The 22,965-nt window shown below is 69.0% G+C and carries 23 protein-coding genes, 1 tRNA gene and 1 pseudogene; 17 read left to right on the plus strand and 8 right to left on the minus strand.

Annotated features, from left to right (window positions below; translation table 11 throughout):
* Nucleotides 1-43 precede the first annotated feature (43 nt).
* Nucleotides 44-325 (plus strand): hypothetical protein, encoded by a 282-nt coding sequence (locus tag ACFZP7_RS18365; protein WP_385634847.1) that lies wholly within the window; start codon nt 44-46, stop codon nt 323-325.
* The gene (locus ACFZP7_RS18370; protein WP_385634849.1) at nt 322-720 is read left to right on the plus strand and encodes a type II toxin-antitoxin system VapC family toxin; all 399 of its coding nucleotides are present in this window, start codon (nt 322-324) and stop codon (nt 718-720) included. Before ACFZP7_RS18365 ends, ACFZP7_RS18370 begins: the two co-directional genes overlap by 4 nt.
* Nucleotides 721-785: 65 nt before the next feature.
* Here the strand turns inward: ACFZP7_RS18370 and ACFZP7_RS18375 are convergent, their stop codons facing one another.
* A complete protein-coding gene (locus ACFZP7_RS18375) occupies nt 786-1,328 on the minus strand; it encodes a DUF1707 domain-containing protein (RefSeq protein WP_109204851.1) in 543 nt (180 codons plus the stop codon).
* Between the two features lie 558 nt (nt 1,329-1,886).
* On the opposite strand from ACFZP7_RS18375, the gene ACFZP7_RS18380 reads away from it, so the two are divergent.
* A complete protein-coding gene (locus ACFZP7_RS18380; RefSeq protein ID WP_109204673.1) occupies nt 1,887-2,162 on the plus strand; it encodes a hypothetical protein in 276 nt (91 codons plus the stop codon).
* Between the two features lie 58 nt (nt 2,163-2,220).
* On the plus strand, nt 2,221-2,619 hold the full coding sequence (locus ACFZP7_RS18385; protein ID WP_385634851.1) for a hypothetical protein: 399 nt from the start codon (nt 2,221-2,223) through the stop codon (nt 2,617-2,619).
* A 1,087-nt stretch (nt 2,620-3,706) separates the two neighbouring features.
* Here ACFZP7_RS18385 and ACFZP7_RS18390 read toward each other — a convergent pair.
* Nucleotides 3,707-4,606: a hypothetical protein gene (locus tag ACFZP7_RS18390; protein ID WP_385634853.1), complete on the minus strand. Its 900-nt coding sequence runs from the start codon at nt 4,604-4,606 to the stop codon at nt 3,707-3,709.
* 600 nt (nt 4,607-5,206) lie between these two features.
* On the opposite strand from ACFZP7_RS18390, the gene ACFZP7_RS18395 reads away from it, so the two are divergent.
* Nucleotides 5,207-5,614 (plus strand): hypothetical protein, encoded by a 408-nt coding sequence (locus ACFZP7_RS18395; RefSeq protein ID WP_385634854.1) that lies wholly within the window; start codon nt 5,207-5,209, stop codon nt 5,612-5,614.
* Nucleotides 5,615-6,404: 790 nt separating this feature from the next.
* Nucleotides 6,405-6,863, plus strand: a pseudogene (locus tag ACFZP7_RS18400) (site-specific integrase); the annotation flags it as partial.
* 49 nt (nt 6,864-6,912) lie between these two features.
* On the opposite strand, the gene ACFZP7_RS18405 reads toward ACFZP7_RS18400, so the two are convergent.
* A tRNA-Gly gene (locus tag ACFZP7_RS18405) sits at nt 6,913-6,986 on the minus strand.
* A 539-nt stretch (nt 6,987-7,525) separates the two neighbouring features.
* Here ACFZP7_RS18405 and dcd point away from each other — a divergent pair.
* Complete coding sequence (gene dcd / locus ACFZP7_RS18410; protein WP_019324877.1) at nt 7,526-8,101, plus strand: dCTP deaminase; 576 nt, start codon at nt 7,526-7,528, stop codon at nt 8,099-8,101.
* A 13-nt stretch (nt 8,102-8,114) separates the two neighbouring features.
* Nucleotides 8,115-8,612, plus strand: a complete 498-nt coding sequence (locus ACFZP7_RS18415) for a phosphoribosyltransferase (protein ID WP_019324878.1) — start codon at nt 8,115-8,117, stop codon at nt 8,610-8,612.
* A gap of 73 nt (nt 8,613-8,685) precedes the next feature.
* Here ACFZP7_RS18415 and ACFZP7_RS18420 read toward each other — a convergent pair whose 3' ends face one another.
* Both ACFZP7_RS18420 and ACFZP7_RS18425 read right to left on the minus strand, forming a co-directional pair.
* Nucleotides 8,686-9,627, minus strand: coding sequence for a Yip1 family protein (locus ACFZP7_RS18420; protein ID WP_031017326.1), 942 nt, complete (start codon nt 9,625-9,627; stop codon nt 8,686-8,688).
* Between the two features lie 181 nt (nt 9,628-9,808).
* The gene (locus ACFZP7_RS18425; protein WP_385634856.1) at nt 9,809-12,091 is read right to left on the minus strand and encodes a (Fe-S)-binding protein; all 2,283 of its coding nucleotides are present in this window, start codon (nt 12,089-12,091) and stop codon (nt 9,809-9,811) included.
* A gap of 282 nt (nt 12,092-12,373) precedes the next feature.
* Between ACFZP7_RS18425 and ACFZP7_RS18430 the strand changes: the two genes are divergently transcribed.
* The 7 genes from ACFZP7_RS18430 to ACFZP7_RS18460 all read left to right on the plus strand — a co-directional run bounded on the left by ACFZP7_RS18430 (nt 12,374) and on the right by ACFZP7_RS18460 (nt 18,398).
* Nucleotides 12,374-13,492 (plus strand): MraY family glycosyltransferase, encoded by a 1,119-nt coding sequence (locus tag ACFZP7_RS18430; RefSeq protein WP_385634859.1) that lies wholly within the window; start codon nt 12,374-12,376, stop codon nt 13,490-13,492.
* 94 nt (nt 13,493-13,586) lie between these two features.
* On the plus strand, nt 13,587-15,443 hold the full coding sequence (gene dnaK, locus ACFZP7_RS18435; protein ID WP_019324882.1) for a molecular chaperone DnaK: 1,857 nt from the start codon (nt 13,587-13,589) through the stop codon (nt 15,441-15,443).
* Nucleotides 15,440-16,126: a nucleotide exchange factor GrpE gene (gene grpE / locus ACFZP7_RS18440; RefSeq protein ID WP_220671826.1), complete on the plus strand. Its 687-nt coding sequence runs from the start codon at nt 15,440-15,442 to the stop codon at nt 16,124-16,126. The genes dnaK and grpE overlap by 4 nt, the downstream gene beginning before the upstream one ends.
* Before the next feature lie 42 nt (nt 16,127-16,168).
* On the plus strand, nt 16,169-17,356 hold the full coding sequence (dnaJ, locus tag ACFZP7_RS18445) for a molecular chaperone DnaJ (protein WP_019324884.1): 1,188 nt from the start codon (nt 16,169-16,171) through the stop codon (nt 17,354-17,356).
* A 5-nt stretch (nt 17,357-17,361) separates the two neighbouring features.
* Complete coding sequence (locus tag ACFZP7_RS18450) at nt 17,362-17,811, plus strand: heat shock protein transcriptional repressor HspR (protein ID WP_019324885.1); 450 nt, start codon at nt 17,362-17,364, stop codon at nt 17,809-17,811.
* Between the two features lie 157 nt (nt 17,812-17,968).
* Entirely contained in the window at nt 17,969-18,121 is a 153-nt protein-coding gene (locus ACFZP7_RS18455) for a hypothetical protein (protein WP_158101628.1), read from the plus strand.
* Nucleotides 18,122-18,131: 10 nt separating this feature from the next.
* Entirely contained in the window at nt 18,132-18,398 is a 267-nt protein-coding gene (locus tag ACFZP7_RS18460; RefSeq protein WP_019324887.1) for a hypothetical protein, read from the plus strand.
* Nucleotides 18,399-18,410: 12 nt separating this feature from the next.
* Here the strand turns inward: ACFZP7_RS18460 and ACFZP7_RS18465 are convergent, their stop codons facing one another.
* Entirely contained in the window at nt 18,411-19,391 is a 981-nt protein-coding gene (locus ACFZP7_RS18465) for a LuxR family transcriptional regulator (RefSeq protein ID WP_031017318.1), read from the minus strand.
* A gap of 320 nt (nt 19,392-19,711) precedes the next feature.
* Between ACFZP7_RS18465 and ACFZP7_RS18470 the strand changes: the two genes are divergently transcribed.
* Entirely contained in the window at nt 19,712-20,029 is a 318-nt protein-coding gene (locus tag ACFZP7_RS18470) for a response regulator transcription factor (RefSeq protein WP_078855243.1), read from the plus strand.
* A gap of 76 nt (nt 20,030-20,105) precedes the next feature.
* Here the strand turns inward: ACFZP7_RS18470 and ACFZP7_RS18475 are convergent, their stop codons facing one another.
* Together ACFZP7_RS18475 and ACFZP7_RS18480 are read right to left on the minus strand one after the other, a co-directional pair.
* Complete coding sequence (locus ACFZP7_RS18475) at nt 20,106-20,696, minus strand: hypothetical protein (protein ID WP_355514963.1); 591 nt, start codon at nt 20,694-20,696, stop codon at nt 20,106-20,108.
* A gap of 59 nt (nt 20,697-20,755) precedes the next feature.
* Complete coding sequence (locus tag ACFZP7_RS18480) at nt 20,756-22,525, minus strand: ABC transporter ATP-binding protein (RefSeq protein ID WP_136235867.1); 1,770 nt, start codon at nt 22,523-22,525, stop codon at nt 20,756-20,758.
* Nucleotides 22,526-22,730: 205 nt separating this feature from the next.
* Here ACFZP7_RS18480 and lxmA point away from each other — a divergent pair, with 205 nt between their 5' ends.
* Nucleotides 22,731-22,949: a lexapeptide family class V lantibiotic gene (lxmA, locus tag ACFZP7_RS18485; RefSeq protein ID WP_019324892.1), complete on the plus strand. Its 219-nt coding sequence runs from the start codon at nt 22,731-22,733 to the stop codon at nt 22,947-22,949.
* Nucleotides 22,950-22,965: the final 16 nt, after the last annotated feature.

A 22,965-nucleotide genomic window follows, 5' to 3' on the forward strand; every position in this document is an offset into this window, starting at 1 on the left:
CACACCCACCGCGCTGTGCCATAACAAATCGCATACTCGACACGTGACTGATGACGACGTTGACTTCCCACCCGGCGACGGCCCCACCAGCGGCATCTCCGTCACGCTCACCGCCGGCACGCTTCAGGCGATCCGTGAACGGGTCGGCAAGCGAGGCGTCTCGGCCTACCTGGAGAAGGCCGCCCAGCGGCAGATCGAGCGCGACAACTTGGACGAGCTGATCGCGGACTTCGACAAGGTGCACGGTCCCGCCGATCCCGAGGCCGTGGCGGCCAAGCGTGCCCGGCTGACCGGAGGCGCGCCGAACGCCGGGGCGACCGCGTGAGCGGTGCCCTGGTCCTGGACAGCGAGGATCTGGCAAAGGCCGTACGGCGTGATCGGGAACTCCACGAGTGGCTGACGGCGGCTCGCGACGCGGACCTGCCCGTGATCACCTCGGCGGCTGTGCTGGTCGAGGTGATCCACCCGAAGCTCAATGACGCCGCACTGAAGTGGACCCTGTCCCGGCTGAGCGTGGAGCCGGTGACCCGAACCGTCGCGCAGTCCGCTGCCGACTTGCTGCGTGCGGCAGGGCTGCAAGGCCACAAGTACGCCATCGACGCCATGCTGTGCGCGACCGCCTTGCAGCATCCCGGCCGGGTGACGATCCTGACTTCGGACGTGGAGGACATCGGACTGCTCACGGCCGAGCACCCGCGCCTGAGCGCGGAGAAGGTCTGAGCCGCGACGCCTTGCGGAGACGGCGCTCGCCACCTAGGTCACCGACCTGAGCACCCGATGGGGCTTCAACGCAGGGCGTGGCGGATCTTCAGGCGCCCGTAGCCCATGGCCCCGGAGATTCGAATCGTCGGCCCGCCGGGCCGGGGGTGCCGCGGGGCCTTGTAGCGCAGGTCCTTCCATCCCGTGCTCAAGCCTTTGACGTCGACCACCGCGTCACGAGGCACCGTGATCCTGGCCCCGCCGGTTCCCAGTTGCAGCTCGATGTCGACGACCGGGTGCTCGATGATCGCCCGGGACAGGTCCAGGCGCACCCTTCCATATGCTGACCCGACCTTGAGAACCCGAGGCACCCGCCACGCGCCACGCCGCTTGATCCGTCCACCGGCGGCGGCGATCGTGGCCGTGCTTCCCGGTTGCTCCTCCGGGAGCGAGACCAACGCGGACGCGAGTTCGCTCTGCGTCATTGCGCTGAGCACCTGGTGAAGGTGCTCGTCCAACACCTCGTGTGCGATGAGCCCTTCCGCGTACGCCTCCCGCAGGCGTCGCACGGCTGCCTCGCGGTCGTCTTCGCCGATCAGTGACGGCGATTCTTCCGGTAAGGAGGTCACGGGTTCACCGTACTGCCGAGTCGATGAGGTGAACCCGTGGACTGGACGACAAGTAAGGCCCAGGTCGACAACCTGGGCCTTCTTCGTGGAGCGGGTGAAGAGAATCGAACTCGCGCTCTCAGCTTGGGAAGCGACGGCGCTTGGGGTGCCAGATGGCCCTGGACTATGCCGACCCCGAACACCGAACAGGTCACGATCAGAACGTCCAGGATGCCCGCCACAGCCGACAGTGGCCCAAAGTGTGGGGAGGCCGTCCGGTCGATGGCTCCCTTATGCCTTGAGCGTTAGCGGTACCACAGGAATGACGCGTAGCCCGGTGCCGCGCGCACCTGCAGGCGGCATAACAGCCGATATGCGCGAGACACGACATGTACACGCTTAAGGCTAGGGTCGCGCGAAACCACGAGCGGGAACAGCTCCATCAGCTCGCGCATGCGGACATCACCTCGCACGAATACGGCTCAGGGGTACATTCACCCTTCCGATGCACGCCGTTCGCCCTGGGGCGCCAGGCGACGCCGAAGGCCGGGGCGGGACACCACAGAGGAGACCAACCGCATGGAGCGCACCACCCACGTCAGCAGTGACGGCCGCCGCCGTGTCGATGCTCTCGGTCCGTCTGTGATCCCGGGATGGGACCTGGTCTACGACCACCCCGAGGAACACGCCCAGGTCATCCGGAGGGAAGAGAGCACCTATGCGCTGGCCTGCACACTGCACCGACACGCCAAGGCGCTGTCCACACAGAACGAAGAACGCCCGTGGCGCGACAGCGGCGGCTGGTGCCCCGGGTGCGTGGCCGGGCTCCCCCCAGGAGCTGGCGAGACGGCGTGACCGTGCGGCAGCCGTCTCGGCGCGGCCGCAGTCGTGGGAACGGTAGGGAAGGCGGATCATGCGCGACTGGTTGTTCATCGTGAAGCCGACGGACACCACCATGGACGGTGACTACTCCAGCAAGGAGCGAGTGCTGGACCTTGCCAAGACCGCTCCCCGGCGGGAGTGGTGGCTGGCTAGGCGACGCCACATGTCGCCCGGTGATCGCATCTGGGTCTACTTCGCCACTCCGGTGAAGGAAGTGGCCGCCGTCGCGGAGGTCGTGGGCGAGCCCTACGAGGTGCTGGGAGATGCCAAGTACCCATGGCGGTTCCCAGCGGTGCTCAACCTGGGCGCCACGCGCGCTCTGTACCGCTCGCCGGTACCACTCTCGGCGTTGGCGAACCAGCACCCGCAAGGGATTCCCCTGGTGCGTGACAGCGATCTCCAAATCTTGCTGAAGCACGCGAAGCTGTAACCCGCCCTGGCGCCTCGCAGGCGGGCCGGTTGGGGCGGCAGCCTTGGCGCGGGGCGCTGGCGCGCTCCAGGCAGGCGCATGCTCCTGCCTGACGGGTGCTGTAGTGCCAAGTATTCTGCCGCCGAAGCCTTCCTGATGCTGCGCAACGTTGCTGCTCACGAAGACGAGGTGGCGTGGTCCGAGCAGGAGGCGCTGGAGCACTGGCGACCCTGAGCGTTGTCGCCCGCTGGGTCGAGGAACGCACGGTGGAGTCCGCCACTTGACATAGGCCGGGCTAGGGATGCCACCGACGTGGCACTGTCACGCGGCGAGCGCCGTCGCGTTGAAACAGGCGTGAACTCGATCTTCTCGTCTGCCGAGCGCCCGCTCTCGGCCGAACATGTCTGCATCCTTCAGTCACTGCGCGTCGCGCAGTTCACGCGTGGTTGCGCCCTGGATGTCACTGCGGCCGACCTTGTGCAAGTCGCGGCTCCGGTTGACGCGGCGCGCCGACTGTGGGCCGGCCGCGGCGACCTCGGTGGTACTGAGGCCAACAGGGGACTGGCGCGGATGCTGGAGGGTCGGCCATGGACTCCCTGTCGTCTGCTTCCGCGTACATCACGTCATGCTCGACACCGAGCAGGTTGAGCCGGGCCAGAGCCGGTAGGGGCCCAGTCCAATCAGCAGTTCAGCGATTTGCTGGATGGCCAAAGCTGGGATTCGCAACAGAGGAGGTGACCTATCGACGCCCTGCTGTTCGCCGACCATTTGCGCGACCTGGCAGAGGAGTGGGGCAGAAGCAGCGATGGACGGCCTCAGCACATTGCCTGCGACAGGGCTCTATCGTGACATCCCTCATAACCTCACGGCCACGTTCTACCTTCAGAGATTTACCTAGACCCCTCGGTCGGTGGGGCATCCGGCGGATTCGATGTCCCAGCCGTGTGCAACGAGGCGGCGAGGACTCGACAAACCTCAGCTCGCTGCCCCTGGTCGCAGCCCTCCAGAAGTCGCTCCAGGCGGCGAAGCACTGCCAGGTCTCGCCCGCAACGTGCGACCACACCCAGGACCACGCAAGCCGGCACTACCAGCACCAACGCAGACAAGGTCATGAGTCGTAGCCCTTCTTGATGTAGTCCACGACATCCCAAGCCTTGTTGCCGTAGAGGCATGAACCGTGACGGTTCAAGATCACTGTGCGATCGCCGAGGTGAGCCGAGTGAGGAGAGAGCAACTCGAAAGCATTTTCCCGTGGCAGGCCGTCAGCGATGCCGTGAGCTAAAAGGTTTGCGCAGAGTGTCTCCACGGTGTCGCCGCAGCACCACTCGATGACAAGATCGCCGGAGTGATGCGTGTAGCAGTTGGCGTACCCGTGCGGCTTGGCTGTTCTGTTCACCAACCGTGGGCAACGCAGAATTCGACTCATCAACAGATCGCGCACCCGTAGGTTCGCGCTGCCTTCCGAGTCGGCCCACTCCTCGGCCTCCTGCCTTTCGTCGCGAGAGAGGTCGTCAGGGCTACGCTTCCAAAGAAGCACTTCATCCTCGCGCGCAGACGGCAGGCGCATGCGACCGCGATCGGAGCGGGTCACGGTGACTTGCGCCGGGCCGCGGGCGTCGTGGAGAACGACGCGGTCCTCGTTCCCTCGGATGCGAAGCCCGGGGACTCCGCGGATGCCTCCGTAGATGTGATCGAACCGCGGCAGGAGCTCTCGCAGAACCTCGTCCGCCATGTCGGACTCCAGGGCCAGATCCAAGCTCTCACCATCTGGCCGCGCTTCACGCACTCCAAGAAGAGCACCGTTGAGTTGACGGTCCTTGAAGCTGCTTGCCAACACATGGGCCATGTGTGCTTCTAGTCGACGCTGATGAAGATCGGCGGCGTCTGCGACAAAGGAACCAAGGTAGATGTTGGCCTGCCGAGCGAGCCTGGAAGCAGTCGAGAGTCTGAGTGACGTCTGGTTGCGGATCTTCTTGGCCAGACGGTTCGTGTTGCCTGAGCTGGACATGCGTCGGCCCTCCTTGTTTGCCGCCCGGCGACGACAAGAAGAGACAGATCGGATGCCCAAAGGCGTACTGACTGTTAACTGCGGGTGACTCTCAAAAGCCCATTGCTCGCTCCGACGCCGGGACCGGATGTAGCGAGACACGTTGCCGCAGCAGCGCCGCACACAATGTACACCGGGATCTTGCACTCCGTCCGGGGAATGGACAGCTCTTCGGTGCAGGGCACGGCACCCCTAATTGGTCTAGACGACAACAAACCCCAGGCCACTGACCTGGAGTTTCATTATGGAGCGGGTGACGAGAATCGAACTCGCGCTCTCAGCTTGACAGCTAAGGTGATCTACGCCCGGTTGCTTGGCTGATCTGCCGTGACGCGCCCTCGGGGCTTGCTTGGCACTGGGCTGGTCCCCGGTGTTCCCCGTGGTTCCCGCACGATCAGGCACGCATATGGCACGCTCCTCCGCCCTAACCCCGGGAGTCGTCCGAGTCGCCCAGGATGTGCGGTAGTCAGTTACGACTAGCGACACACGTGAAGTACCGTGCAGCATGCCGGAGTTGCTCGCTAAGATCGATTCACTGGGCCCAAACGGGGAGGAAAGCTGGTGGAGCCGACGCTGATCGCCTTGGCCAGCGCAGGCGGTGCGGCCGTCGTATCGGCCATGGCGACGGACGGCTGGCAGACACTTCGATCAGGCGTCGTTGATCTGTGGCGCCGATTCCGCCCAGACTCCGCTGCCGAGCTGGAACGAGACCTTGATACGTCGCGTTCTGCGCTGCTCGCCGCTCCTGACACGGAGATCCAACCCATACGTCAGGCTCTTCAGTCAGCCTGGCAGGGGCGCATGCTGACACTCTTCCTGGAGGACCGGGCCGCTGCGACAGAGTTCGAAAGCTTGCTATCCAGATTCACGGAAGCCGGCTCGCACAGAACGAACATCACCTTCAACGCCGAGGCCCGTGATCACGGCCGGGTGTACCAAGCAGGCGGGAACCAGTTCATCAGCGAGTGATGAGCGCCAGGTGGGGACGATGATGATGGCCCCGGGCCAGCGTGACGAGGAAGGCTCTCGGCGGCAGATGTATGGCCATGCCGAGGGCGACGGGCGTGTGTACCAGGCTGGACGTGATCAGCATCTGACAGTGCACGTGCATGGGGAGCAATCACGGCCTCAGTCGTATGGGAGTGTCCGCAACACGCTTACATCGCTCTACGTTCTGCTTCAACTCGTGGGCACACTTGCGTTTGTAGTGGGCTGCCTCATAGTTGCTATGACCCTCCGGGAGGCACTATTCAGCACCCTGTTCTTTCAGGGCTGCGGCATGGTGGGCACGAGCTTGGTACTGATGATGATCGTTGAGCGGCTCTTCACAGGCCGCTGGCACAGGTGGTCACGCCCACGCAAGCGATCATCGCGAACATAGGGAACCGTGCGCGCATCAGGTCCCTCATCTGTAGGGATGCAGGTAGACAGCAGAGTCTGATCCACTCGGGCCACTTCCTTTTGCCCTGGGTCTCGCCGGGGATCTTGGTGAGCTGGGTTCTCGCTGCTTAGGAGTCGTGGACCCGTGCGCCTGGTGGTCGTCATGGGCCACTTTCTAGCGACCTCGGACGGCTCAGGGACGGCCTAGCTCTGCCACACCCGACTGACGGCCGGCACCCCTCGATGCACCCCGTCTGAGGCTCGGCCGACGACAGTCAACCACGACGGCGGGCGCGCCGACCGACCACGCACGCGTATGCCTTGCTGCACCCCCACTGGCCTCAACCACGCTATATGTGCCGTCGACAAGAGTCAGTGCGCTCCCGGCGAGACGAAGTCAGATGCGGGCGTGCGGGCCGTAGTCCTCCCGGCTTTCCTCCGCAAGGAGGTGCGGCAACATCTCGCCTGGTTTGCTGAGAAGGGCCGGACGGGTTGGTCTTCGTCGGTGAGAAGGGGGGGCGCCCTTCCGGCGCACTCGTTCGGGCGGAAGTGGCGGCGGGCGCGTACGGTCGCCGGTCTCCCCGACGGCTTCCGCTTCTACGACCTCCGGCACACCGAACACACGCTCTCGACACGCTCCGGGGCCATCCTCAAGGACACGATGGTGCGCGCAGGGCAGTCCTCCGAGAAGACCGCGCTGATCTACCAGCACTCCGACGAGGAGCGGCAGGAGGAGGTCGCCGCCGGCCTCGACGCGACGGTCCGGAAGGTCCGCGAAGAGGCTGCCCGGGAGGCCGACGAGAAGCGTTCTGGCACGGATCTGGCACGCGACGAGTGATCACCATGAACAGCAGAAAGGCCCAGGTCGCTGACCTGGGCCTTCTTCGTGGAGCGGGTGACGAGAATCGAACTCGCGCTCTCAGCTTGGGAAGCTGATGTTCTACCATTAAACTACACCCGCACGAGACGCCGACCGAGGTCGGTGCCTGGATGCTTCGTCACTCTACCTCATCGCTGGCCCCCGGTGTTCGCGCCGTGGGGCCAGTGGTCGTTCGGGTGGGGTGATGCGGCTGCGGGGGCGTCGAGTTGGGGCGTACCGTGGGGGCCCCGAAGAGGGTGTGCGGGGGGCCGGAGTGCCGCCTGGAGAGTCGTCTCTTTCATCCCGTACTGTGGCTTTTGTCGTCAGGGTAGTAGCAAGCCAGACGCGGCTCTTGGGGAAGGGACTTGAAGGACTTGATGGAGCGCACCGTCGTCCGCTGTGCCGATGGGCACGTGTTCACCGCCGCCTCGTTCCCGATGCAGCAGGCCGAGCGACTCGGCCCCGGCCGGCTCGTCCGATGTCCGCGGTGTGCGCGGCTGCGGAGTGCCGTGCCCGTGGTTGCGCAGAAGCAGTAGCGCGGCAGCGGCAGCGGAGCAGCGGTAGCACAGACGCAGAGCGGTTCGGGCGCGCGGCGTGGCGGCGGTTGTCGCTGCTCCGCGCGCCTTGCGTATCCTCGGTGCGTGCTTCTCTCAGACAAGGACATCCGGGCCGAGATCGACTCCGGGCGGGTCCGCATCGATCCCTTCGACGACTCCATGGTGCAGCCGTCGAGCATCGACGTGCGCCTCGACCGCTACTTCCGGGTGTTCGAGAATCACCGGTACCCGCACATCGACCCCTCCGTGGAGCAGGCGGATCTGACTCGCCTCGTGGAGCCGGAGGGCGACGAGCCGTTCATCCTGCACCCCGGCGAGTTCGTGCTGGCCAGCACGTACGAGGTCGTCACCCTGCCCGACGACCTCGCCTCGCGGCTGGAGGGGAAGAGCTCGCTCGGGCGGCTCGGGCTGGTCACGCACTCCACCGCGGGGTTCATCGACCCGGGGTTCTCCGGACACGTGACGCTCGAACTCAGCAACCTCGCGACGCTGCCCATCAAGCTGTGGCCGGGGATGAAGATCGGGCAGCTGTGCATGTTCCGGCTCACCTCGCCGGCCGAGCACCCCTACGGGAGCGAGCGGTACGGGTCCCGTTACCAGGGCCAGCGGGGGCCGACCGCCTCCCGGTCCTTCCTCAACTTCCATCGGACCCAGGTATGAGCAGGACGCGCGCATGAGTGATGTTCGGGAGAATCTGACCTACGAGCGGTTCGGGGTCGCCGTGCGCGAACTCGCGCAGGCCGTCGCCGACGACGGGTACGAGCCGGACATAGTGCTGTCCATCGCGCGGGGCGGGGTGTTCGTGGCGGGTGGGCTGGCGTACGCGCTGGACTGCAAGAACATCCACCTCGTGAACGTGGAGTTCTACACCGGCGTGGGGACCACGCTCGAGATGCCGGTCATGCTCGCGCCCGTGCCCAACGTCATCGACTTCTCCGACAAGAAGGTCCTGATCACCGACGACGTCGCCGACACCGGCAAGACGCTCAAGCTGGTCCGGGACTTCTGCCTGGACACGGTCGCCGAGGTGCGCAGCGCCGTGATCTATGAGAAGTCCCACTCGCTGGTCAAGTGCGAGTACGTGTGGAAGCGGACCGACGACTGGATCAACTTCCCGTGGAGCGTGGAGCCGCCGGTGGTGCGGCGGGACGGGCAGGTGCTCGACGCCTGAGCGCTTCGCGGCGCGCGGTACGAGAAGGGCCCCCGGCGGCGTGCCGGGGGCCCTTCGTGCGTGTGTGACGGCGTCAGAACGTGCCGAGCTTCACGATCGACAGCAGGGCGATCAGCTGGATCGCGGACGCGCCGAGCGCCTTGGGCCAGGGCAGGTCGTGGGAGCGGCCGACCATGAGGGTCAGCAGGGCGCCGCCCGCCACCCAGGTGGCCCAGCCGAGGACCTGGACGAAGGACGCGTCGCCGCCGAGGAACATCGCGAAGACCAGGCGCGGGGCGTCGGTGAGCGACATGATCAGCATGGAGAGGCCGACCGTGGGCTGCCACGCGCCGTCGCCGCCGAGCTGGCGGGCCAGGGTGTGGGTGACCACGCCCAGGACGAAGGCGCTCAGCACCATCGCGACGGCCGTCGTCAGGACGATCGGGATCGCGTTGGAGAGGGTGGCGTTGATCGCCTCCTCGCGGGCGTTGTCGAAGCCGAAGACCGCCAACAGGCCGTAGAGGAAGGTCACGATGAGCGCCGGCGCCCACATCGCGTAGTCCCGCATCTGGAGGAAGGTCTGGTTGGGGGCGAGGATCACGCCCTTCAGCAGTGCCTTCCAGTGCAGGCGCGGGCCGATCGGGCCGGGCGGCGGGGCCGAGCCGGCGCGGTAGGTCTCGCCCTGGTTGTAGGGGTCCTCGCCGACCGTGAACGCCTGGGTGTGACCCGGGTTGTTGGCCGCGTACGGGTCGTGCGGGACGTGGCCCGCGTGGCCGCCTTGGCCGTAGCCGCCGTCGCCGAAGTACTCGGGCTCACCGTGCCCGCCGCCGTGCCCGCCGTGCTGCGGCTGCGGCCACGGTGCGCCGCCCGGGCCCGGTGCGCCGCCTCCGTACTGCTGCTGCGGGTACGGCGGCTGAGGCGTCGCGGGACCGCCGTACGACGGTCCCTGGGGCGCCTGCTGTCCGTACGGTGGGTTGTGCGGTCGCGCGTGTGGAGCGCCGTTGTCCCGGCCGCGTCCGATCCTGAATCCAGCCACGCCTTCGAACGTACCTGTTCCCGGAGAGTGACGTGCGGGGCCCGGCCTTTACGGGTGACCTTTGCGGCCGAGCTGTGACATCCCCTACGGGTGCTCCCCGACGGCACCCTGACCCCTCGCACGACGACACCCCCGGGCCCGTGCGGGTCCCGGGGGTGTCGGTCACGGACCGAAGGAGCGGTTACTTCACCGGCTCCGGCGTCGGCTCGGTCTCCGGCTCCGCGTCCCCGGCCGGGTCGGCCGGGGTCTTGACGGAGTCCAGCAGGAGCTGGGCGACGTCCACGACCTGGATGGACTCCTTGGCCTTGCCGTCGTTCTTCTTGCCGTTCACGGAGTCCGTGAGCATGACGAGGCAGAAGGGGCAGGCGGTGGAGACGATGTCCGGGTTGACGGAGAGGGCTTCGTCGACGCGCTCGTTGTTGATGCGCTTGCCGATCCGCTCCTCCATCCACATCCGGGCACCGCCGGCGCCGCAGCAGAAGCCGCGTTCCTTGTGGCGGTGCATCTCCTCGTTGCGGACGCCGGGGACGGCGGCGATGATCTCGCGCGGGGGCGTGTAGATCTTGTTGTGGCGGCCCAGGTAGCAGGGGTCGTGGTACGTGATGATGCCCTCGACCGGGGTGACCGGGACCAGCTTGCCCTCGTCCACCAGGTGCTGGAGCAGCTGGGTGTGGTGGATGACCTCGTAGTCGCCGCCGAGCTGCGGGTACTCGTTGCCGAGGGTGTTGAGGCAGTGCGGGCAGGTGGCGACGATCTTCTTCGCCGACCTGGGCTTGCGGGACTCCTCGGTCACCTTGCCGTCGTCGTCCATCTCCTCGCCGAAGGCGGCGTTGAGGGACATGACGTTCTCCATGCCGAGCTCCTGGAAGAGGGGCTCGTTGCCGAGGCGGCGGGCGGAGTCACCGGTGCACTTCTCGTCGCCGCCCATGATGGCGAACTTGACGCCCGCCATGTGGAGGAGTTCGGCGAAGGCCTTGGTGGTCTTCTTGGCGCGGTCCTCCAGGGCGCCGGCGCAGCCGACCCAGTAGAGGTATTCGACCTCGGTGAGGTCCTCGATGTCCTTGCCGACGACCGGGACCTCGAAGTCGACCTCCTTGAGCCACTCCAGGCGCTGCTTCTTGGCCAGGCCCCAGGGGTTGCCCTTCTTCTCCAGGTTCTTGAGCATCGTGCCCGCCTCGGACGGGAACGCGGACTCGATCATGACCTGGTAGCGGCGCATGTCGACGATGTGGTCGATGTGCTCGATGTCGACCGGGCACTGCTCGACGCAGGCGCCGCAGGTGGTGCAGGACCACAGGACGTCCGGGTCGATGACGCCGTTCTCCTCGAGGGTGCCGATCAGCGGCCGCTCGGCCTCGGCGAGGGCGGCGGCGGGAACGCCCTTGAGCTGCTCCTCGGACGCCTTCTCCTCGCCCTCCATGGTCTTGCCGCCGCCGGCCAGCAGGTAGGGGGCCTTGGCGTGCGCGTGGTCGCGCAGGGACATGATCAGGAGCTTGGGGGAGAGCGGCTTGCCGGTGTTCCACGCGGGGCACTGCGACTGGCAGCGGCCGCACTCGGTGCAGGTGGAGAAGTCCAGCAGGCCCTTCCAGGAGAAGTGCTCGACCTGGGAGACACCGAAGACGTCGTCCTCACCGGGGTCGGTGAAGTCGATCGGCTTGCCGCCCGAGGTCATCGGCAGCAGCGCGCCGAGCGCGGTGCCGCCCTTCGCGTCGCGCTTGAACCAGATGTTCGGGAAGGCCAGGAAGCGGTGCCAGGCCACGCCCATGTCGGTCTTCAGGGCGACCGTGATCATCCAGATGAAGGAGGTGGCGATCTTCAGGCCGGCGAAGAAGTAGACCAGGTTCTGCAGCGTCGACGGGTCCAGGTCCTGGAGCGCGGAGACGACCGGGTACGAGATGAAGAACGACGCCTCGTAGCCGTCCACGTGGTGCAGGGCGCCCTCGAGGGCGTGCAGCATGAAGATGCAGACGCCGACGATGAGGATGACGGCCTCGACGAAGTACGCCTGGCCGAAGTTGGAGCCCGTGAAGCGGGACTTGCGGCCCGGCTTGCGCGGGTGGCTGAGCTGCCGGATCACGATCAGCGCGAGGATGCCGAGCACCGTCATGGTGCCGATGAACTCGACGAAGACGTTGTACGGCGCCCAGTCGCCGATGACCGGCAGGATCCAGTCGGCCTGGAAGAGCTGGCCGATGGCGTTGACGATCGTCAGCAGCAGGGAGAAGAAGCCCACCGCCACGAACCAGTGCGCCACCCCGACGATGCCCCAGCGGTTCATCCGGGTGTGGCCGAGGAACTCCCGGACCACGGTGAGGGTGCGCTGAACGGGTTCGTCGGTCCGCGTCCCGGCAGGCACGGACTGGCCCAGCCGCATCGAGTTGTAGATCTGCAGGACGGCGCGGCCGAACAGTGCCACGCCGACCACGATCAGGACCAGCGACACAATGATCGCGGCGAGTTGCATTTGGGGGCTCCTCGGGCCTGCGAGGTTGCGAAGGGGCGGTATTGCGTTCAGCACCGCTCGGTATCGGTATTACTAAGCGGTAACTTAATCAGTCTGTCTGAGACTACCCCCGTCCTTCGCCGCACTGTAGTCGGACGTGCGGTGATCTGCGTCGCTGAGGCAACCCTGACCGGCGGTGCGGCGTCCCGCGCGGGTGCCCTCCGCCGGGTCAGGCGTCCGGCGCCACGCCGTACCGAACGGGCAATTCATAGCAATTCGTGATAGTCGGCATAGTTTATGCCCGTGCTCTACGGGATCACCGCCGCCACCGCCTCCTTCCTCCTCGCCGCCCTGCTCGCCGGGCTGCTGAGGGCGCCGGCCCTGCGCCTCGCCCTCCTCGACCGGCGTCGCCGCCGGCCCGTGCCCCTGCTCGGCGGGGTCGCCGTCGTCCTGGTGACCGGGCTGGTCGCATGGGTGGGCGATGGGACGGGGGTGGTGCCGCTCGGTCCGGCGGTGGGCCGGCTGCTGGTGGCGGCCACCGCCGTGGGCGCGCTCGGCCTCGCCGCCGACGTGTGGCGGCTGCGGCGGCGCTGGGTGGTGGCCGGCAGCGCCGTCGCGGCGGCGTGCGTGGTGCCGTACGAGGTGACCGGGCCGGTGGCCGGCGGGCTGGCCGTGGTCTGGATCGCGCTGGTCGCCGCCGCCTTCCAGGGGCTCGACCACGCCGACGGGGTGGCCGGCACGGTGGGGGTGGTGACCGCCTTCGGGGTCGCCGCCTGCGCCGCCGCCGAGGTGATGGACGCGCTCGCGGTGCTGCTGAGTGTGCTGGCGGCCGCGCTGACCGGGTTCCTGCTGCACAACTGGCATCCCGCGCGGGTCGCGCTGGGCGCCTGCGGGTCGCTCTTCGCGGGCTTCCTGCTGGCGGGGGCGGCCGTCTTCACCCGGGCGGGGCACGAGCCCGGTACGGGCGCGGGGGTGCTGTTCGCGCTGACCGCGGTGGCGGGCGCCGACGCCGTCCTCGTCCTCCTCTCCCGCCGGCTGGCGCGGCGGCCCCCGCTGCGGAGCGGTCCCGACCATCTCGCCCACCGGCTGCGGCGGCTCGGGCTGACCCCGCCGGGCGCCGCGGTGACGCTCGGCCTGGCCTCGTTCTGCGGGGTACTCGTGGGTGTCCTCGTGCACACCGGATGGGCCGGCCGGGTGGCGGTGCTGTGGGTGGCGGGCGGGGTGGTCGTCGCGGTGGCGGCGCTGTCGCGGGTGCGGGTGTACGGGCCGGCGGGCCGGGCGCGGACCGTCGACCGGGAGCCGTCGAGGGCAACCGAAGTGGGGCCTGCGGCGTCCTCCCGAGGGGCGATTTTTCCGGTTCGCCAGACTCGAAACAGCGAAAAAGTGCAGGTCAGCGCGCCATTGCGTGTAAGGAACGGATAAGAGTTGAGTCCGCTCGACTCACCTCTGTTGACCCAGCCGATGGCGTCGTGCACACTTGAGCCTGTTCCACTCAAGTCGCTGGAGGTTATTCACCATGGCACGTGCGGTCGGCATCGACCTGGGCACGACTAACTCCGTCGTCAGCGTTCTGGAGGGCGGCGAGCCCACCGTCATCACCAACGCCGAGGGCGCCAGGACCACGCCGTCCGTCGTCGCCTTCGCCAAGAACGGTGAGGTGCTGGTCGGCGAGGTGGCCAAGCGCCAGGCGGTCACGAACGTCGACAGGACCATCCGGTCGGTCAAGCGCCACATGGGCACCGACTGGAAGATCAACCTGGACGGCAAGGACTTCAACCCGCAGCAGATCAGCGCCTTCGTGCTGCAGAAGCTGAAGCGGGACGCCGAGTCCTACCTGGGCGAGAAGGTGACCGACGCGGTCATCACCGTCCCCGCGTACTTCAACGACGCCGAGCGCCAGGCCACCAAGGAGGCCGGCGAGATCGCGGGCCTGAACGTCCTGCGCATCGTCAACGAGCCGACGGCCGCCGCCCTGGCGTACGGCCTCGACAAGGACGAGCAGATCATCCTCGTCTTCGACCTCGGTGGCGGTACCTTCGACGTCTCGCTGCTGGAGATCGGCGACGGCGTCGTCGAGGTGAAGGCCACCAACGGTGACAACCACCTCGGTGGTGACGACTGGGACCAGCGCGTCGTCGACTACCTGGTCAAGCAGTTCCAGTCCGGCCACGGTGTGGACCTCTCCAAGGACAAGATGGCGCTCCAGCGCCTGCGCGAGGCCGCCGAGAAGGCGAAGATCGAGCTGTCCTCGTCCACCGAGACCTCGATCAACCTCCCGTACATCACGGCCTCCGCCGAGGGCCCGCTGCACCTGGACGAGAAGCTCACCCGCGCCCAGTTCCAGCAGCTGACCGCCGACCTGCTGGAGCGCTGCAAGACGCCGTTCCACAACGTCATCAAGGACGCCGGCATCCAGCTGTCCGAGATCGACCACGTCGTCCTCGTCGGTGGCTCCACCCGCATGCCCGCCGTCGCCGAGCTGGTCAAGGAGCTGACCGGCGGCAAGGAGGCCAACAAGGGCGTCAACCCGGACGAGGTCGTCGCCATCGGCGCCTCGCTCCAGGCCGGTGTCCTCAAGGGTGAGGTCAAGGACGTCCTGCTGCTCGACGTCACCCCGCTGTCCCTCGGCATCGAGACCAAGGGCGGCATCATGACCAAGCTGATCGAGCGGAACACGACGATCCCGACCAAGCGCTCGGAGATCTTCACCACCGCCGAGGACAACCAGCCCTCCGTGCAGATCCAGGTCTACCAGGGCGAGCGCGAGATCGCGGCGTACAACAAGAAGCTCGGTATGTTCGAGCTGACCGGTCTGCCCCCGGCGCCCCGCGGCGTCCCGCAGATCGAGGTCTCCTTCGACATCGACGCCAACGGCATCATGCACGTCACGGCGAAGGACCTCGGCACCGGCAAGGAGCAGAAGATGACCGTCACCGGCGGCTCCTCGCTGCCGAAGGACGAGGTCGACCGGATGCGCCAGGAGGCCGAGAAGTACGCGGAGGAGGACCACGCCCGCCGCGAGGCCGCCGAGACCCGCAACCAGGGCGAGCAGCTCGTCTACCAGACGGAGAAGTTCCTCAAGGACAACGAGGACAAGGTCCCGGGCGAGGTGAAGACCGAGGTCGAGTCCGCCGTCGCCGAGCTGAAGGAGAAGCTCAAGGGCGAGGACACCGCCGAGATCCGCACCGCCACCGAGAAGGTCGCCGCCGTCTCGCAGAAGCTGGGCCAGGCGATGTACGCCGACGCCCAGGGCGCGCAGGCCGCCGGCGGCGAGGCCCCCGGCGCGGGCGCCCAGGCCGGTGACAAGGGTGCCGACGACGACGTCGTCGACGCCGAGATCGTGGACGACGAGCGCAAGGACGGTGCCGCGTGACGGAGGAGACCCCGGGTTTCGACGAGAAGCCCGACGTCCCCTCCGGCGCCACCCCCGAAGACGCCGAGCCGCAGGCCGCCTCCGATGAGGGGGCGGCCCCGGCCGGGGACGCGAGCGAGAACGTGGGCCTGGTGGCCCAGCTGGACCAGGCGCGCTCGGCGCTCAACGAGCGCACGGCCGACCTCCAGCGCCTCCAGGCCGAGTACCAGAACTACCGCCGCCGGGTGGAGCGGGACCGCGTCGCGGTCAAGGAGATCGCCGTGGCGAACCTCCTGTCCGAGCTGCTTCCCGTGCTCGACGACATCGGCCGCGCCCGTGAGCACGGCGAGGTCGTGGGCGGCTTCAAGTCCGTCGCGGAGTCGCTGGAGTCGGTCATCGCCAAGATGGGCCTCCAGCAGTTCGGCAAGGAGGGCGAGCCCTTCGACCCGACGATCCACGAGGCCCTGATGCACTCCTATGCCCCGGACGTCACGGAGACGACGTGCGTGGCGATCCTGCAGCCCGGGTACCGGATCGGCGAGCGCACCATCCGCCCCGCGCGGGTGGCGGTGGCCGAGCCGCAGCCCGGCGCCCAGCCGGCCAAGCAGGCCGAGGAGGGCGCCGAGGCCAAGGACGGTTCCGACCCCGCGGACACCGGCGGGGACGGCGGCACCAAGGAGAGCGGTGGCCCGGACGAGGGCTGAGCTCGAAGTGACGGACAAGGCGCGAGAGGAGGGACGTCGGGGATGAGTACCAAGGACTTCATCGAGAAGGACTACTACAAGGTTCTCGGCGTCCCCAAGGACGCCACCGAGGCCGAGATCAAGAAGGCGTACCGGAAGCTCGCCCGCGAGAACCACCCGGACGCCAACAAGGGAAACGTCAAGGCGGAGGAGCGCTTCAAGGAGATCTCCGAGGCCAACGACATCCTCGGTGACCCCAAGAAGCGCAAGGAGTACGACGAGGCCCGCGCGCTGTTCGGCAACGGCGGCTTCCGCCCGGGGCCGGGCGCGGGCGGCGGCGGCACCTTCAACTTCGACCTGGGCGACCTCTTCGGAGGCGGCGCCCAGGGCGGAGGACAGGGTGGCTTCGGCGGCGGCCTCGGCGACGTCTTCGGCGGCCTGTTCAACCGCACCGGTGGCGGGCCGGGCGCCGGCACGCGCACCCAGCCGCGCCGGGGCCAGGACATCGAGTCCGAGGTCACCCTCAGCTTCACCGAGGCCATCGAGGGCGCCACGGTCCCGCTCAGGATGTCCTCGCAGGCGCCCTGCAAGGCCTGTTCGGGCACCGGCGACAAGAACGGCACGCCGCGCGTGTGCCCGACCTGCGTCGGCACCGGGCAGGTCGCCCGGGGCTCGGGCGGCGGCTTCTCGCTCACCGACCCGTGCCCGGACTGCAAGGGCCGCGGCCTGATCGCCGAGGACCCCTGCGACGTCTGCAAGGGCTCCGGGCGCGCCAAGTCGTCCCGCACCATGCAGGTCCGCATCCCGGCCGGGGTCTCCGACGGGCAGCGCATCCGGCTGCGCGGCAAGGGCACCCCGGGCGAGCGGGGCGGACCGGCGGGCGACCTGTACGTGGTCGTGCACGTCAAGGAGCACCCGGTCTTCGGACGCCGGGGCGACAACCTCACCGTCACCGTCCCGGTGACGTACGCCGAGGCGGCCCTCGGCGGCGAGGTGCGGGTCCCGACCCTGGGCGGCCCGCCCGTCACGCTGAAGCTGCCGGCGGGCACGCCCAACGGGCGCACCATGCGCGCCCGGGGCAAGGGCGCGGTCCGCAAGGACGGCACCCGCGGCGACCTCCTGGTCACCGTCGAGGTGAGTGTTCCGAAGGACCTGACGGGGAAGGCTCGTGACGCGCTCGAGGCGTATCGCGAGGCGACCGCGGACGAGGATCCGCGGGCGGAGCTGTTCAAGGCCGCGAAGGGAGCTTGACGGGAATGGACGGTCGTCGACGCAACCCGTACGAACTGACCGAGGACACCCCGGTCTACGTCATCTCGGTGGCGGCCCAGCTCTCCGGTCTGCACCCGCAGACACTGCGCCAGTACGACCGCCTCGGCCTGGTCTCCCCGGACCGCACGGCCGGGCGCGGCCGGCGCTACTCGGCCCGCGACATCGAACTGCTCCGCCAGGTGCAGCAGTTGTCGCAGGACGAGGGCATCAACCTGGCCGGCATCAAGCGCATCATCGAACTGGAGAACCAGGTCGCCGCGCTCCAGGCGCGCCTGGCCGAGATGCAGGACGCCCTCGACGGCGCCGCCACGGCGATGCGCCAGCGCGAGGCGGCGGTGCACGCCTCGTACCGCCGGGACCTGGTGCCGTACCAGGAGGTCCAGCAGACCAGCGCGCTGGTGGTGTGGCGTCCCAAGCGGCAGCAGGCCGACTGACGGCGACGCGTCGCCGGGGGCCCGGGAGTTCTCAGGAACTCCCGGGCCCCCGTGCGTGTGCGCGGCGCCCGGGCTGACAGCAAGTGCCTGGTGGCGTGCAGCATCCTGACAGCGAGCCGTCTGGAGGGGACGCCCGTCCGCTGGCAGAGTCGGGGGCATGAACGACAGGGGGACAACGCGCATGGGCAAGATCTTCGGAACCGGACTGACGACCTTCGTGCTGGCTCTGCTCGTGGCACTGCCGCTGGGCACGTCGCTGACCGCGGGCGGCGGGCCCTCGGTCAGAGCGTCGGTCAACGGCTGGCAGTGAGACGGAAGAGATGACGCAGACGGAGTTCCAGGACCTGGTGCTGGTGTGCAGGCGACCGGGCACCGCGCCCGCCGCGACCGCCGTGGTCAGACTCCTGGGCAAGTTGCCCGGGGAGTGGGAGCGTTCCTGGCGACTCGATGAGACGGGGGGCCGGATCCGGCTGCGGATCCGGCCCCCCGCCGGTTCGCCCCCCGCCGCGGTGCGGGCGTGGGCGGACGGTGCCCTTCAGGACCCCGCCCTGCGCGCCTGGTGCGCCGAGGAGAGCGGGGCGACCTGACGGAGCCGGCGGTCAGACCCAGCCGCGCTCCCGGGCCAGCAGGGCCGCGTGCGGGCGGTTGCTGGCGTCCAGGACGCGCAGCACGTCGGCCACGTGCCGGCGGTAGGTGCGCAGGGAGACGCCCAGTTCGCGCGCGCCGATCTCGTCCTTGGTGACCCGGCACATGGACCGCAGGACGTCCAGTTCGACCGGGGAGAGGGTCACCTCGTCCTCGGGCGGGGCGCCGAGCACCCGGTCCAGGTCCGTGGCCTGCTCCCAGATCTTCTCGAAGAGGGACAACAGCCCGGCGACCAGCCCCGGTTCCCGGGCGATGAGGGCGCCGCGCGAGGTGTCCCCGGGATCGGTCGGCACCAGGGCGGTGTGCCGGTCGTAGACGAGGACGCGTTCGGCTATGTCCGGGGCGACCCGTATCTCGGCGCCGAGCGAGCCGAGTTCGCGCAGGTAGGCCGCCGTGCCGGGGTCGTCGAGCGCCTCCCGCAGGACGACGTTGCGGATGCGTACGCCCCGGCGCAGGCAGCGGGCGTCCAGGGGACGCGCGTGCTCGATGTTCTCGGGGGTGAGCGCCTGGTAGGGCTCGACCGAGAGGATCTCCCGGCGGGCGAAGAAGGCGAGGTCGTCGATCCGGTGCCGGATCTGCGCGAGGTCCGTCATCCGTTCCACGCCGCCGCCCGCCGGCGGGCGCGCGCCCTGTTCCGCCCGTAGTTCGTCGACCAGGTGGCGTGGTCTGGTCACCTGCTGCAACTCGTGGTGCAGCTCGCTCAGCCGACGGTCGGTGAGCAGACCGACCGCGATCTCCGGGTCCGCCGCCGTCAGGGTGTCGTCCCCGGCGCTCGGTCTGAGCAGGCTCAGCTCGATCAGGTGGTCCAGCACCGCGCGCACGTCCTGCTGCGGTGCGTCGAAGAGCAGGTGGATGTCCTCGGCCGTGGTCCCCGGGTACCTCAGGAAGTGGCGGTAGACCCGCTCCTCCATGGCGTCGAGCCCCAACAGGCCCATGCTGCCCTCATTCTTCATCCTTCCCCCGTGATCGTCGCGTACTGGCCGGGCCGGTGGACTCGTCGCCGGGTGCGGTTGGTCAGGCCCGCGGCGAAGCGGAATCCACCGAAATGATCGCCACCCAGAGTAATGCGTTGGTCAAGACCCGGCGCGTGGGTCGGCAGGATGGTGCCGTGCCGGTGCAGCAAGCTGCTGTGTCCGGGGCGTGTCCCGGGCCCCGGCTCTTGGCAGGCTGAGAGCCGTCGGACATCAACCGACGTCCTACGCCGGTCAAGAGCCGACGGAATGCGACACGTCCGAACACAATCAGGGGGAACGACATGGCTGTTGCCGTACAGGACAAGGCGCACGACATCTCCACGAGTGGAGCCTCCGCGGGCGTCTCCGCGCTCGACGTCTCCGCACCCCGCCTCTCCGGGCTCGACTTCTCCGCGCTCACCGGGCGGGAGCTGGAGGTCCTGCTGCTGCTCGCCACGGGGGAGCAGAACCGCCGGCTCGCCCGGCGGCTGGGGATCGCGGAGCGCACGGTGCGGGCCCACACCGCGAGCATCGTGCGCAAGCTCGGCCTCACCACGCGGTTCGAGGCGGCGATCGTCGCGCACCTGTACGCGGACGACATCCGCGGGGCCCGCGGCTGACCTCCGGGGCCACGACGCGGCGCAGCCCCTCCGGTGCGGGACCGGAGGGGCTGCGCGCGGTGCGGCGGGGCGGGCCTCAGCCCGGGAGCATGTCGCCGACCGCCTCCATGGCCAGCATCCACATGGGCTGGGCGCCGGTGCCGAACGCGGCGGCCAGCGCGTAGCCGAGGGCCGCGTCCAGCGCCTCGGGTTCCACGCCCTCGCGCCACTCGGCCAGCACCTGGCCGTCGCCGTCGGAGGAGAAGTCCCCGACGTGCTCCTCGCCGCGCAGCAGGCGGCTGCCCGGGATCGAGTCGGGCACCAGACGCCAGCTGCGGTCCGCGTACCGGACGTCCACGGCGAACGAACGCCGGGTCAGCCGCCCCTTCGACGGGCTGATCACCGCCTCCTCGCCGTCGACGGTCAGCGTGAGCCGGTCCCCGTCGCGGGTGCCGACGGGGGTGTGGTCGTCGGTCTCCGTGCCCTCCTCGCGGTACAGCTCGACGCGGGGCACCGCGTCGCCCTCCACGGTGACCTCGCCCAGCCGGGTGTCCAGGCGGACGGTTATGGTCCCGAAGCGGTCGTCCTCGGCGACGGACTCCAGGACGGGCTTGCCCTCCGTCTCCTCGTCGTCGTCACCGTCGTAGGTGTCGTGGTCGTCGTACGCGGATGCCGGGTCCTGCCCCATGCGGTCTTCCTTTGCTGTGCGGTTCTGACGGTTGGTCAGTACGTCAGTGCGGGGTCCTCTCAGGCTCCCGCGGCCGTCAGTTGGGTGGCCGCGAGGTCCCGGTACAGCTCGTCCCTGCCCAGGAGTTCCCCGTGGCGTCCATGGTCGCGCACCCGCCCGCCGGCGAGCAGCACCATGTGGTCGGCGGAGGTCACCGTCGACAGGCGGTGGGCGATGAGGATCACCGTGCAGTGCTCGGCGGCCCGTTCGACGGTGTGGCGCAGCGCGGTCTCGCTCAGGCCGTCCAGGTGTGCGGTCGCCTCGTCGAGCAGCAGCACCTGCGGGCGGCGCAGCAGTGCGCGGGCGATGGCCAGGCGCTGGCGTTCGCCGCCGGACAGCGCGAGGCCCCGGGCGCCGACCTGGGTGTCCAGGCCCTGCGGGAGCCGGGCGGCCAGCGCGTCCAGCAGGGTGTCCCGCAGCACCCGCTCGACCTCCTCGTCGGTCGCGTCGGGCGCGGCGTACAGCAGGTTCTCCCGCAGGGTGCCGGCCAGCATCGGGGTGTCCTGCTCCACGTACGCGATCCTGCGGCGGACCTCGGCGCGGCTGAGGGTGGAGACGTCGGTGTCGTCCAGCAGCACGCGGCCGGAGTCGACGTCGTAGAACCGCTGGAGGAGGGAGAAGACGGTGGTCTTGCCGCTGCCGGACGGGCCGACCAGCGCGGTGACGCCGCCGGCCGGGGCGGTGAGGCTGACGTCGTCGAGGGTGGTGGCGCGGTCCGGGTAGGCGAAGGTGACGTGCTCCAGGGTGACCCGGGGCGGCGGGCCGACGGGGCGGGCGGGGGTCTCGTCGACGTCCGTCTCGATCTCCATCCGCTCGACCTCCTCGATCCGGGTGAGCGCGCCCAGACCCTGCTGGAGGGAGGTGGTGCCGCCGACCAGGGAGAGCACCGGGCCGCCGAGGTTGAACAGGTAGAGCAGGAAGGCGATCAGCGCCGCCAGGTCCAGGGTGCCGGTGGCGACCAGGGCGCCGCCGAAGCCGATGACGGCCAGGAAGGACGCCTGCACCACCAGCGCGGAGAGCACCGCGATGGTGGCGTGGTAGCGGGCGCCGGCCAGGCCGGCCCGGTAGGCGTCCTCGGCGGCGGCCACCGCCCGCGCGGTCTCCGTCGCCTCGCCGCCGTTCGCCTTCACGGTGCGGGCGGCGCCGAGCGAGCGGTCCAGGGCGGCGCCGATCTCGCCGACCGAGGTCTGCGCGCGCGTGGTGACCTTGCGGATGCGCGGCATCACCACGCCCATGGCGACACCGACCGTCACCAGGACGCCCGAGGTGATGCCGAGCAACGGCAGGCTGGTGATGCCCATCATCACGATGGTGGCCAGCAGGTGGAGCGCGCCGTCGACGAGCTGGATGACACCGCTGGTGGCCGCGTGCTGCACCAGGGTGCTGTCCGAGGTCACCCGGGTGGTCAGCCCGCCGGGCTCGGTCTTGTCCAGCTCACCGGTGCGCAGCCGGATCAGACGGTGGATCAGGCCCCGGCGCACGTCCAGCACGACCTTCTCGGCGGTGCGCTCGCTGACCAGGGCCTGGGACCAGGTGAGCAGGATCGAGCCGGCCAGCAGGGCCAGCATCAGCAGCATCTCGTCGCGCAGACCGGTGCCGGTCATCAGCGCGGTGAGCGCCGACTCGACGACCATCGGCTGGGCCAGCCCCGCCGCGCTGCCCGCGAGGGTCAGCACCAGGACCAGCAGGAGAACGCGCCGGTGCGGGCGCGCGTGGGCGAGCAGGGCCCGCAGCGGCGGCCGGGGCGCGGGCCGCGGGGCCTGGGTGGTTGATGAGTCAGGTGTCTTCACCCTGTTCTTTCTACGTGGGCGGGCGCGCCCGCGGTATTGACGCTTGCGGCAATGCCGATGCGGCAATGCCGGTTCGGTAATGCCGATGCGGTCATGCCGGACGCGGTCATGCCGCAATTGCCAATGGCGGACGCCTTTTCCGGTGCGCCATATTTCTCTCGTCCGCAGCGAACGGCGGCGGACACCTTTCACAAGGGAGAGAAAAATGCAGACCACGCAGAACGAGAAGGACCTGTTCGAGGGTTACACCGCCTACACCTCCGCCGAGGAGCTGGGCCTGTACGACGGCAAGGACGCCGCGCCGGCGTTCAGCCCGACCATCCCGTGGGCGATCCGCGCGACCATCATCACGGCCCGCTCCTCGCAGCAGTGCGCCGCGGCCCTGGGCTCGCTGACCGCCAAGACCATCGAGAAGAAGTGCTGACCGGGCTCCCCGTTCA

The organism is Streptomyces sp. SudanB5_2050 (genome assembly GCF_964272335.1).
GTDB lineage: Bacteria > Actinomycetota > Actinomycetes > Streptomycetales > Streptomycetaceae > Streptomyces > Streptomyces rochei.

What these genes read in the sequence shown, in the direction of transcription:
- ACFZP7_RS18470 (WP_078855243.1), top strand. Translation starts at nt 19,712, where the DNA reads ATGGCTGTTGCCGTACAGGACAAGGCGCACGACATCTCCACGAGTGGA.
- lxmA (WP_019324892.1), top strand. Translation starts at nt 22,731, where the DNA reads ATGCAGACCACGCAGAACGAGAAGGACCTGTTCGAGGGTTACACCGCC.
- ACFZP7_RS18415 (WP_019324878.1), top strand. Translation starts at nt 8,115, where the DNA reads ATGAGTGATGTTCGGGAGAATCTGACCTACGAGCGGTTCGGGGTCGCC.
- ACFZP7_RS18455 (WP_158101628.1), top strand. Translation starts at nt 17,969, where the DNA reads ATGAACGACAGGGGGACAACGCGCATGGGCAAGATCTTCGGAACCGGA.
- ACFZP7_RS18460 (WP_019324887.1), top strand. Translation starts at nt 18,132, where the DNA reads ATGACGCAGACGGAGTTCCAGGACCTGGTGCTGGTGTGCAGGCGACCG.
- dnaK (WP_019324882.1), top strand. Translation starts at nt 13,587, where the DNA reads ATGGCACGTGCGGTCGGCATCGACCTGGGCACGACTAACTCCGTCGTC.
- ACFZP7_RS18475 (WP_355514963.1), bottom strand. Translation starts at nt 20,696, where the DNA reads ATGGGGCAGGACCCGGCATCCGCGTACGACGACCACGACACCTACGAC.
- ACFZP7_RS18380 (WP_109204673.1), top strand. Translation starts at nt 1,887, where the DNA reads ATGGAGCGCACCACCCACGTCAGCAGTGACGGCCGCCGCCGTGTCGAT.
- ACFZP7_RS18465 (WP_031017318.1), bottom strand. Translation starts at nt 19,391, where the DNA reads ATGGGCCTGTTGGGGCTCGACGCCATGGAGGAGCGGGTCTACCGCCAC.
- ACFZP7_RS18385 (WP_385634851.1), top strand. Translation starts at nt 2,221, where the DNA reads ATGCGCGACTGGTTGTTCATCGTGAAGCCGACGGACACCACCATGGAC.
- dnaJ (WP_019324884.1), top strand. Translation starts at nt 16,169, where the DNA reads ATGAGTACCAAGGACTTCATCGAGAAGGACTACTACAAGGTTCTCGGC.
- ACFZP7_RS18390 (WP_385634853.1), bottom strand. Translation starts at nt 4,606, where the DNA reads ATGTCCAGCTCAGGCAACACGAACCGTCTGGCCAAGAAGATCCGCAAC.
- ACFZP7_RS18425 (WP_385634856.1), bottom strand. Translation starts at nt 12,091, where the DNA reads ATGCAACTCGCCGCGATCATTGTGTCGCTGGTCCTGATCGTGGTCGGC.
- ACFZP7_RS18450 (WP_019324885.1), top strand. Translation starts at nt 17,362, where the DNA reads ATGGACGGTCGTCGACGCAACCCGTACGAACTGACCGAGGACACCCCG.